Origin of the sequence: Streptomyces sp. AcH 505 (assembly GCF_000818175.1) — a bacterium.
In the GTDB taxonomy this organism is placed as follows: Bacteria; Actinomycetota; Actinomycetes; order Streptomycetales; family Streptomycetaceae; genus Streptomyces.
In genome coordinates this window covers 1,910,551-1,920,555 of sequence record NZ_JTIY01000001.1, presented here as the reverse complement: position 1 = coordinate 1,920,555, position 10,005 = coordinate 1,910,551, and the positions used below count along the sequence as shown (strand labels likewise).

General features: G+C 69.0%; 10 protein-coding genes and 1 tRNA gene. 5 read left to right on the top strand and 6 right to left on the bottom strand.

The genetic code is table 11. The features are described from left to right. The first annotated feature begins 109 nt into the window (after positions 1-109). From HY68_RS08920 to HY68_RS08910, 3 genes are all read left to right on the top strand, one after another. Entirely contained in the window at positions 110-583 is a 474-nt protein-coding gene (locus HY68_RS08920; RefSeq protein WP_041995469.1) for a hypothetical protein, read from the top strand. Positions 584-690: 107 nt separating this feature from the next. Continuing rightward, complete coding sequence (locus HY68_RS08915; protein WP_041986639.1) at positions 691-1,677, top strand: asparaginase; 987 nt, start codon at positions 691-693, stop codon at positions 1,675-1,677. An 84-nt stretch (positions 1,678-1,761) separates the two neighbouring features. Next, positions 1,762-3,003, top strand: coding sequence for a GNAT family N-acetyltransferase (locus tag HY68_RS08910; protein WP_041986637.1), 1,242 nt, complete (start codon positions 1,762-1,764; stop codon positions 3,001-3,003). Between the two features lie 26 nt (positions 3,004-3,029). On the opposite strand, the gene HY68_RS08905 is transcribed toward HY68_RS08910, so the two are convergent. Next, positions 3,030-4,979 carry a hypothetical protein gene (locus tag HY68_RS08905; RefSeq protein ID WP_107070066.1) on the bottom strand — a complete coding sequence of 650 codons (1,950 nt, stop codon included), beginning with the start codon at positions 4,977-4,979 and terminating at the stop codon, positions 3,030-3,032. A 214-nt stretch (positions 4,980-5,193) separates the two neighbouring features. Here HY68_RS08905 and HY68_RS08900 point away from each other — a divergent pair, with 214 nt between their 5' ends. Then, positions 5,194-5,538 (top strand): hypothetical protein, encoded by a 345-nt coding sequence (locus HY68_RS08900; RefSeq protein WP_041986631.1) that lies wholly within the window; start codon positions 5,194-5,196, stop codon positions 5,536-5,538. 306 nt (positions 5,539-5,844) lie between these two features. On the opposite strand, the gene HY68_RS08895 is transcribed toward HY68_RS08900, so the two are convergent. From HY68_RS08895 to HY68_RS08875, 5 genes are all read right to left on the bottom strand, one after another. Then, positions 5,845-7,098, bottom strand: a complete 1,254-nt coding sequence (locus HY68_RS08895; RefSeq protein WP_041995467.1) for a hypothetical protein — start codon at positions 7,096-7,098, stop codon at positions 5,845-5,847. Between the two features lie 44 nt (positions 7,099-7,142). Then, a complete protein-coding gene (locus tag HY68_RS44915; protein ID WP_041986628.1) occupies positions 7,143-7,670 on the bottom strand; it encodes a type I restriction enzyme endonuclease domain-containing protein in 528 nt (175 codons plus the stop codon). 72 nt (positions 7,671-7,742) lie between these two features. Further along, the gene (locus HY68_RS44910; RefSeq protein ID WP_241778504.1) at positions 7,743-7,913 is read right to left on the bottom strand and encodes a hypothetical protein; all 171 of its coding nucleotides are present in this window, start codon (positions 7,911-7,913) and stop codon (positions 7,743-7,745) included. Positions 7,914-8,272: 359 nt separating this feature from the next. Then, positions 8,273-8,346: transfer RNA gene (locus HY68_RS08880), tRNA-Pro, on the bottom strand. 74 nt (positions 8,347-8,420) lie between these two features. After that, entirely contained in the window at positions 8,421-9,347 is a 927-nt protein-coding gene (locus HY68_RS08875; protein ID WP_041986622.1) for a metallophosphoesterase, read from the bottom strand. Between the two features lie 75 nt (positions 9,348-9,422). On the opposite strand from HY68_RS08875, the gene HY68_RS08870 reads away from it, so the two are divergent. After that, complete coding sequence (locus tag HY68_RS08870) at positions 9,423-9,887, top strand: GatB/YqeY domain-containing protein (protein ID WP_041986620.1); 465 nt, start codon at positions 9,423-9,425, stop codon at positions 9,885-9,887. Positions 9,888-10,005: the final 118 nt, after the last annotated feature.

The following is a 10,005-nucleotide window of genomic DNA, read 5'->3' as shown; positions in this document are numbered from 1 at the left end:
CGCCGCACCGGCCGGCCGGCCCGCCGGGCTGACCGCTCTCGCCGCGCTGCCGGCGCCGACCGACCCGCTCCCGTACGACTTCACCGAGCTGGGCCTGCCCGACCTGCGCATGCTGCGCAGGGACTCGCAGCGCGACGAGGCCGATCTCAGCTATCTGCGGCGGCTGTTGCAGGGGCGCATCGACATTCTGCGCGCCGAGCTGTCGCGCCGTAACGCCCCGGAGTCCCTGCCGACCGCCGGCAACCCGGCGCTGCTGGAGACCCCCGTGGTGGACCGGCTCTCCGAGATCCTGACCGACGCGCCCTCGCGCCACCGCTCGTCCGCCCGGCATCTCACCCTCTCCACGCCGCGCAGCGCCGAGTGCCGGGAGCTGGCCGCCGAGACGCTCGCCGAGGTGGAGCTGTCGGACCTGGACGCGCGTACGAGCGAGGAGCTGCACGCCGCGATGGGCCGGCTGGTGCGGCACGAGCGGCAGATCTCGCGCCGCAGGCACCTGCTGCAACGGACGGTCGACGATTGCAGCGCGGAGATCACCCGCAGGTACCGTGTGGGAGAAGCGCAGGTGGACGACCTGCTCACCTAGGGTCTCTCGGCCGGATCAGGCCGGAGCGGCCCGTATCGGGGCCGGACCGGCCCCGGTCAGGGTCGGGCGGGGGTCCCCAGGCCCCAGCACCCCTCGGAAGGCCGACCATGACGACCCAGCAAGCCCGCACCGCACACACCGCTCCCGCCACCCCCGCACTGCCGGTCCTCGCCGAGGTCGTACGGTCCGGCTTCGTGGAGGGCCACCACCGAGGCTCGCTGGTGCTGCTCGCGGCCGACGGCGGTGTGGAGTTCGCGCTCGGCGACCCCGGCGTACCGGTCTTCCCGCGGTCCAGCAACAAGCCGATGCAGGCGGCGGCGATGCTGCGGGCCGGGCTCGACCTGTCGGGGGAGCGGCTGGCGCTGGCCTCGGCGAGCCATTCGGGCGAGGAGTTCCACCTCGATCTCGTCCGTACGATGCTCGCCGAGCACGGGCTGACGGAGGACGATCTGCAGACGCCGCCCGACCTGCCGCTGGACCGGGAGGCGGCCGAGGCGTATCTCGCCGCGGGGCATGAGCGGGCCAGGATCGCCATGAACTGCTCGGGCAAGCACACGGCGATGCTCGCCACCTGCCTGCTGAACGGCTGGCCGACCGCCACATACCTCGACCCGGACCACCCGCTCCAGCGGCTGGTCCGTACGGTCGTGGAGGAGACGTCGGGCGAGGAGGTCGCCGCGGTCGGTACGGACGGCTGTGGCGCCCCGCTGATGGCGCTCAGCCTCACCGGACTCGCCCGCGCCTTCCGGCACTTCGTGCAGACCGACGCCGGTACGGCCGAGGGCCGGGTGGCCGCAGCGATGCGCGCCCATCCCGAGTACGTGGCGGGTACGCACCGCTCGGACACGTGGCTGATGCGGGCGCTGCCGGGCGCGCTGTCCAAGAACGGCGCCGAGGCGGTCCAGGCGGTCGCCCTGGCCGACGGCCGGACGGTGGCCTTCAAGATCGACGACGGCGGCGGGCGCGCGGTGGGCCCGGTGCTGGCGCGGGCGCTGCGGATGCTGGGCGAGGACGACGAGGTGCTGGAGCGGATCGGGCGGGCGCCGGTGCTGGGCGGTGGTGCGGAGGTGGGCGAGGTGCGGGTGGCGTTCTGACCAGGTTCCTTGTCGTTCTCGCAGGGCCTCCCGCCGGCGGAAAACCGCGTGCGCGCTCGGAGGCGGTTCGCCTAGCGTGGCGCCATGAGCCTTGAGGTCCGTACCGTCACCGCATCCGAACTCCGCGACTGGACACGAGCGCTGGACACCGGATTCCTGCGGCCGCCGGTGGCGTCCGACGAGGCCGTGGCCGCGAGGCTGGCCTTGAGCGATCTGACGCGTACGCGTGGCGCGTTCGACGACGGGCGGTGCGTCGCGACGTTCCGCTCCTTCGGCCAGGAGCTGACGGTGGTGGGCGGCGCCGTGCTGGCGGCCGACGCGATCTCGAACGTGACCGTGTCACCCACCCACCGCAGGCGCGGGCTGCTCAGCCGGATGATGGCCGACGACCAGGCGCAGGCGAAGGAGCGCGGCGACGTCGTCTCCACGCTGATCGCCGCCGAGTACCCGATCTACGGCCGCTACGGCTTCGGCCCCGCCGCCGCGATCACCGAGTGGAGCATCGACGTGCCGCGCGCGGGGCTCGACCCGCGCTGGTCGCGCCCCGACGACGGCGGCAGGATCGATCTGGTCGACGCAGCCGACGTACGCAAGCTCGGGCCCGAGTTCCACGACCGGTTCCGCGCGGCGCAGCCGGGCGCGATCAGCCTCGACGACGTGTGGTGGAAGACGCACACGGGCCAGGACCCGGTCGGCCGCCCCTGGACCGAGCCGTTCTACGCGGTGTACCGCTCGGCGGCGGGCGAGGTGGAGGGGCTCGCCGCGTACACGGCGGACGCCGAGTGGGGCGATGCCAAGCAGCCCCTGAACACCGTGAGCGTCCGGCGCCTGATCGGCCTGACGCCGGCCGCCGATCGCGCGCTGTGGCGGTTCCTCTGCTCCATCGACTGGGTCAACACGGTCCGCACCGGCTACCGCGCCTCCGACGACCTGTTGCCGTACTTCCTCCCCGACCCGCGCGCCGCCAAGATCGTCACGCAGGCGGACTTCCTGTGGGTGCGGCTCCTCGACGTCCCGCGCGCCCTGGAGGCCCGTACGTACGACACGTCGGCCACCCTCACCCTGGAGGTCCAGGACAAGGCCGGGCTGGCGGCGGGCCGCTTCCGGCTGGACGCCACCCCACAGGGCGCGTGCGTCACAGCGACGACGGAGTCGGCCGATCTCACCCTGGACGTCAGGGAGTTGGGCTCGCTCTACCTGGGCGAGGAGTCGGCCCTGCGGCTGGCGGCGCTGGGCGCTGTCGCGGAGGAGACTCCAGGGGCGGCGGCGACGGCAGAACACCTCTTCCGCACGCCCCGCCGCCCCTGGTGCCCGGACATCTTCTGAGCTCCGAACGTGGTTGTCCGGCTTGGTCAGTTGCTGAAGTAGAAGTACGACCACGCGCCGTACGTCGTGGTGTTCACGTTGTCACCCGACGAGGTGTCGATGTACGCGGCGCGCACCCGGGCGCGTACGCCCGATGTCCCCGGATGGCCCAGGTTGACGGCGCACTTGCCGTTCGTGCCGAGTTTGAAGTACTCCGAATCCGTCGTGTACCACTTGCCCTTGGAGTAGATCTGGAGGTCCAGACGCTCCTTGCGGCCCTTGTAGTACGTCATCGTCGTGTTCACGATGGCGTCGGTCTTCTTGTGGAAGTAGTAGTAGCGGGTCGAGCCGATCTTGCCTGTCCGGTAGTACTTGGACAGCGAGGAGGTGATCTTCGCGTGCGCGTAAGCGGTGGACTTGACGGTCCGCGCGCTGTACCGGGAATCGCCCTTGAAGACGGCGGTCACGTTGGTGTCGCGCGACATGGGGACGGTCGCCGACAGGTTGCCGTGCGAGTCGGCCTTGCCGGTCTTCAGCAGCTTGTTCGGCTTGTCCCCGCCGTACGGGTCGGCCCAGATCTCCACCGTGCGGTTGGTGTAGGTGGTGCCGAGGTGGGCGGTGAAGACGACCTTCTTGCCGTAGTCGTACGTCTTGTGGTTGTTGGTGAGCGTCAGGGCGGGCGTGGCGCGGGTGACGGCGACGGTGTCGGAGGCGGACGCCGAGGTGTGCGCCGCGTCCCCCGCGTACGTCACCGTGTACCGCACCGAACCGCCGGACGGGGGCGCGTCGGTGAAGGAGAAAGCGCCCTTCGCGCCGAGCGCCTTGATGCCGAGGGACTTGCCCGACGGGGACAGCAGGTCCGTGCGTACGACGTTCAGCGGTGTCCCCGCGGGCGGCACGAGACCGGCGGTGAGCGTGCCCTTGACGGTGAGTGTCTTGGCGCGCGTGGCCGTGGCCGGGGCGACCGCGGTGAGCTTCGCCTCGTACTTGCGCGGTTCGTTCACGGCGTGGAACTGCGTGGAGCCGGACGACCCGGTCAGCACGAACAGTTTCGTGCCGTCCGCCGACCAGACCGTCGAGTGCCCGCCCCACGGCATCCACTCGTTCGAGAGGTTGCGGACGCTGGCGGGGGCGCCGGCGCCGGCGGGGAAGACGTAGGTGTCGCCGGTGTTCTCGGTGTCGAGCGCGGTTGCCGCGACCGTGCCGTCCGGGGCGACGCTGACGGTCTCCGGCTCGTCCTTGACCGGGTACTCGTGTACCTCTTGCAGGTCGGAGAGCCGGTATTCGGTGACCGCCCGGTTCCCCGGCCCGGCCACGACGATCGACTGTCCGTCCGGCGTGAGCGCGGCGTCCCGGTAGAAGCCGCCCTCGTTCGCGGTGACACGGATGACCGGGCTACCGGACGACACGTCGTAGACGACGATCGGCCCGGAACTGATGCCGCCGTCCAGGGCGACCAGAGTGTCCGGGTTCGCCGGGTCGGCGTACAGCATCGGCGTGGTGGCGAAGTCGTGGGCGCCCGCGAGGTCGAGCGTCACCGCCGCCGGGTCGGCGGTCAGATCGATCTCGCCGAGCCCGGAATCCCACTGGTCGCCGTAGCCGAACCAGATCCGCCCCTCGGTGAGCGCGATCCGGCGCGGCGCCGTCCCGTCACCGGTCGGATACTCGGCGGTCTGTGCGAGCGTCGCGGTGTCGAAGGCGACGATCTTGTCGGCGCCGGTGACGGCGGCGTACAACGTGCCGCCGTCCGAGCTCAGTTGAAGGTCGGACACGCCGGAAAGACCGGTGAGCGTCCTGACCACCTTGCCGGTGTACCCGACGACGGCGATCGCGCTGTTGCCGCTCATGTAGAGCTGCTGGTGAGCGCCGTCGACGACGGTGTCGAGCACACTGTCGACGCCGATCGGCACGCTGGTGTCGGCGGCCGCCGGGACGGCCGCGAGCACCACGGAACTGACGAGAGCCGCCGTCGCGACGGCGGCCGGAAGTATGCGCATGCGCAAGTTGATTCGAACCCCCCAAGCATGTGGCCACTGTGTGCGGCCTGTACCGGCTCTGTGGCCAGTGAGTGAAGATTAGGGCAGACCTCCAACACTCCACACGGCGCCTTCGGTTCTGCCTCGCGGGCAGCTCCACCAGGAGTACCCAGCTCGCCGAAGCGGCGCCAGGTACGCCGACCACGCGCCAGGTGCGCCTTCCCTGGAGAGGGCTTTGCGGCAGGGGTCTTCCGAACTCACCCTGGAATACCGGAAGTCCGGAATCCACGACAGGACCGCACTCGATTTCGAGGTCGAACTGCCCCCGGACGTACGGGTGGACGGAACGGCGGCGATGCCCAGGCCCGACTACGCCTACATCACCCTCACCGATGTCTCCGCCGACGAAGCCGCCGTCTTCACCGTATGGCTCCGCGACTCCTTCGTCCCCGCCCCGCACCTCCTACGCTTCGCCACCAGCCTGGCCATGGCCAACGGCAAGGAGACGCCATCACCGCGGTATGCGGGCCCCGCCCGCTCACTGCTCACCACCCCGCGCTGCCGCAGGACGGAGTGTTGACGTCGTACGCCACCCTGTAGCGCCAGCCATTTGAGAGCGACCCACAGCCCACGCATCTCGAGGATCTGCACGGTTGTGAGAACAGGTGCCGCGGGACTCTGCCAATGCTGCTTTGGCTGGTCAGAGCCGCGTGAACAAACCCCAAGATGATGCCAAGGCCATCCGATGCCACCTGGTCCGCTCACGCAGAGCTCCAGAGATCATGCGAGAGCGGCTCAGATTTACGCAGGTTTCTGAGGAGCCGCTATCCGCCGCCTCGGTGGCATTGGGATCCTCGCACGGACGTTGCCGTCGACGCTCATTCACTCAGCCTTCCTCGTCGGGCTGCTCCTTTTCCCCGCGCCTACGGCGCGCTCGCTCGGCGATCCCGCTGGAGAGCCTGTCCTTTACCAAACTCGCCCGGTCGAGGGTCTCGTTGGCGAGGCCTATGGCGGCACCAACACCCTTTGCCCCTGTCTCGAGCGCCCTATCCCTCGTCTCCGTGGCTGCTTCCACCCATCGTCTCGCCTCCGATGACTCACGACCAGACTCAATTCCCAGTCGCTCGTGGAAGTCATGGACCTCGGTCGCGACATGGTTGCTCGACTGGACTACAGCCGGGGACGTTGTCGGGTGCAGCAACACCTTCGCGTTGGCCGTGCCGGCAGCCGCATTCATCCTGGCCACCACACGCTCGGTGGTTCGCGAGATGTGTTCCAGCCGGGTCTGGCGGGCAGCCCTCAGCCCGAGGCGATGTCCGTTCAGCTCCTCCGGAGCCGCGTCCAGCACCCGGTCGAGTTCGAGCACGGCGATCGCGTCCTGCAGTTGGAAGCTACGAGCCAGAACAGCGAGCCATTCCCGAACCGTGGACTCGGCTTCCCTGGCCGTCGTAGCGAGATCGCCGATCTTGGCCTGGTGTTCCATCTTCTCGGCAAGTGCGTCGAGTTGACGCAATGCGTAAGCCTGGGTCTCTGCGATCGTCGCAGGCGCGGCCTGCACCTTCGACCACGTGATTTCGTCGACTCTACCTCTCGTATCTCGGATGGTCATGGCCTCCTCGATGACGAAACCCAGCCCGATTGTGCGGGCCAGCACATTGTCCTTCTGGGCGCGCAGTATGTCGTCGACCTTCTTGTCGATTGCGGCAAGATAGTCGGTGATCTCATCCATCGTCTGTTGCATCGCAACCTGCGCCATTAGTCTTCCAGCATTGGCAAGGTTCGCCGGATTGGTCAGAAACGAGCGGGGAGCTTTAGCGAATTCGACGTATCCTTTGATCCGGCCTTTGTGCCCCTTCAGTACACCCGTACTCAGTCCCGTCTTCGAGCTTTCTCTCAGTCCGTACTTCTTGAAAAGCCGTGCCGACTCCGGGCTCAGTTTCACCCAGTGAGCGGAGTTGGCGGCGATCTCCGAACCTGCCTGCGCGACTGCGGCTCCTGCACCTAAGAAGGACTTGAGCCAGCGCGGTCCGAGGTCCTTCGACGGCAGCCCCTCCGAGACAAGGAAGTCTGAGACATCCGTCGCATTCCCGATGACCGTCAGTCCGTCACCGTCACTGATTAGTTGGATCGTGTTGTCCATCGTCCGCTCCTGAACTGGCGTCTCGCAGATGAAGGTGGTCGGGGTCAGCACCGTGATCGCCGGGCTGGCCGAGATCTGCCGATGACGGGAGACCTCGGTGCTGACCCAGACAGGACCAGGCTGCACGGGCCTTGCGTCATCGTGTCCGGACGGTGCCAGCTGTCCGGGACCCCGATTGTGGACCATTCGTCGGCGAAGTGCTCCACCTGCTTCAGCACCAGGCCGACAGCCTCCGCGCGCCTGTCCGGCGGGTAACCGCGGCGGGCCAACAGGCGCTTGATGGCGCTGCCGAGGCTGGCGCGGACCGGTTCACGGGCGATCCAGTCGGGCTTGGGTCTCTTCCGGGCCTCTGCGACGAGATCGCGGGCGATGGCCGCCAGGATCTCATCGCCCATGTGTTCCTGAGCCGTGCCGTGTTCGGCCACGGCGTCGTAGAAGGCGAGCTCGCGCCAGATCAGTGGCGGATCGAACTTCTCGCCGCGACGAGCGTTATCGACTACCTTCTTGGCCATCTCCGCCAGCCTGGCGATGAGTTCGGCACTCGTGTACTGCTGCCGCGTGTACCGGATCATCAGGTCCGGCAGGCGGTCGGAGAAGGCCGTGCGCCGGACGATGTGTGACGTGTGACCTCGCGCATCTTCTGATCAATGAGCCGCCTCAGTGCCTCTGCGGCAAGGTGCGGGGGTGTGGCTGCCCTGGAGCTTGGCGACGAGCGCGTCGTTGAGGTGGGTCAGGTCGACAATCTCCAGGCCTGCCTCGGCGGACAGATCCGATATCCCGCCGATCTCGACCAGGGACGAGGTCAGCTGGGGCAAGGTACAACTCGACATCCCGGGCGACGGGCAGGTCGCGTTCCAACGCGTCGAGCCTGGCCATGTAGGCGCGGACCCCGACGTCCCGGCGCCACGCGAGAGACATGGACCTGCTTTGTCTCGATCTTGTCGGATCGAGGTACTCCGCTCGAAGCGATTTCCCGACTGGTCGGCCACTCCAGTACCGCCGTGACGGAGGAGGACTACCGGAAGCAAACCCGCCCGGTGATCCAGACTGGAGCCGTGGCCATGGACCGGATCGATCTTCGGCGCCGGGCCGCATCTCGAGCGGTAGTCACGCACAACAAATCAGCCCAGCCTCCTCAAATTGAGTGGGCTGGGCTGACCTGGTGTTTCACCTGTCGGGGTGGCGGGATTTGAACCCACGACCTCTTCGTCCCGAACGAAGCGCGCTGCCAAGCTGCGCTACACCCCGATGTCGCCCGTGTCGCGGCGACATCGATTACTTTAGCCCACCGTCGGCCGGAGGCGAAATCCGATTCGGTTGGGTCAGGGGCGGGCTGTCAGGGTCAGGAGGGTGGCTTCCGGGGGGCAGGCGAAGCGGAGGGGGGTGTAGCGGTTGGTGCCGCAGCCTGCCGAGACGTGGAGGTGGGCGGTGTGGCCTGCGGTGGTGTGGGTGGAGAGGCCCTTCACGCGGGCCGTGTCCAGGTCGCAGTTGGTGACCAGGGCGCCGTAGAAGGGGACGCAGAGCTGGCCGCCGTGGGTGTGGCCGGCCAGGATCAGGGGGTAGCCGTCCGCCGTGAACGCGTCCAGGGCGCGCAGGTACGGGGCGTGCACGACGGCGATCGACAGGTCCGCCGCCTCGTCCGGGCCGCCGGCGACGTGCTCGTACCTGTCCCGTTTGATGTGCGGGTCGTCCAGGCCCGTGAAGGCGATCTCGTGGCCGTCGATCTTCAGCCGGCCGCGGGTGTTGGTCAGGCCCACCCAGCCCGCCGCGTCGAAGGCGTCGCGCATCGGCTCCCACGGGTTGTGGATCGCGTGGACCGCCGGGGGGTTGCCGTTCAGGCCGTGGCTGCCCTGGGCCTTCTCGAAGAGGTAGCGGGCGGGGTTGCGGAGCTTCGGGCCGTAGTAGTCGTTCGAGCCGAAGACGTAGACGCCCGGCAGCTCCAGCAGCGGCCCCAGCGCGTCCAGGACCTCCGGGACGCCGTCCGGGTCCGAGAGGTTGTCGCCCGTGTTCACGACGAAGTCCGGGCGGAGCCCCGCCAGCGACTGGAGCCAGCGCCGTTTCTTGCCCTGGCCGCTCACCATGTGGATGTCGGAGACCTGCAGCACCCGGATGTCGTGCATGCCGCGCGGCAGTACGGGTACGGTCACCCGCCGCAGCCGGAACGAGCGGACTTCGAATCCGGCGGCGTAGGCGATACCCGCCGCGCCGACCGCCGCGATGGACAGAGGTACTCCGTAGCGTGCGCGCATGCGCCCATCGTCGCAGACGCCGCAGGGCTCGGAAATCCGGGCGGGCCGGTAATCGCACCTGCCACACTTGGCCGTATGACCAGCCTCAAGTCCAAGCTGCACGACGACCTCACCGACTCCATCAGGGCGCGTGACGAGCTGCGCTCCGCCACGCTCCGGCTGACCCTGTCCGCCATCACGAAGGAGGAGGTCTCGGGCAAGACAGCCCGCGAGCTCTCCGACGAAGAGGTGCGGAAGGTGATCGCCAGGGAGGCCAAGAAGCGACGCGAGGCCGCCGACGCCTTCGCGCAGGGCGGCCGGCCCGAGCAGGCCGAGAAGGAGCGGGCCGAGGGCGTCATCCTCGACGCGTACCTGCCGCAGCAGCTCTCCGACGAGGAGCTGGGCGCCATCGTCGCGCAGGCCGTCGACGAGGCGCGGGCGGCCGGGGCCGAGGGGCCGCGGGCCATGGGCGCCGTCATGAAGATCGTCAGCCCGAAGGTCGCGGGGCGGGCCGAGGGCGGCCGCGTCGCCGGCGCCGTCAAGCGCCTTCTCGCCGGCTGAGGTCTCGCTGCTGTTTTCTCCTCCCCGGCTCGCTCCCGGCGGCCTCCTTCTCGTCTGCTGCCGGCCTGGTGCCTGAAGGCCGGGCATGACAGAGGGGCGGGCGCCTCTTCCGGCGCCC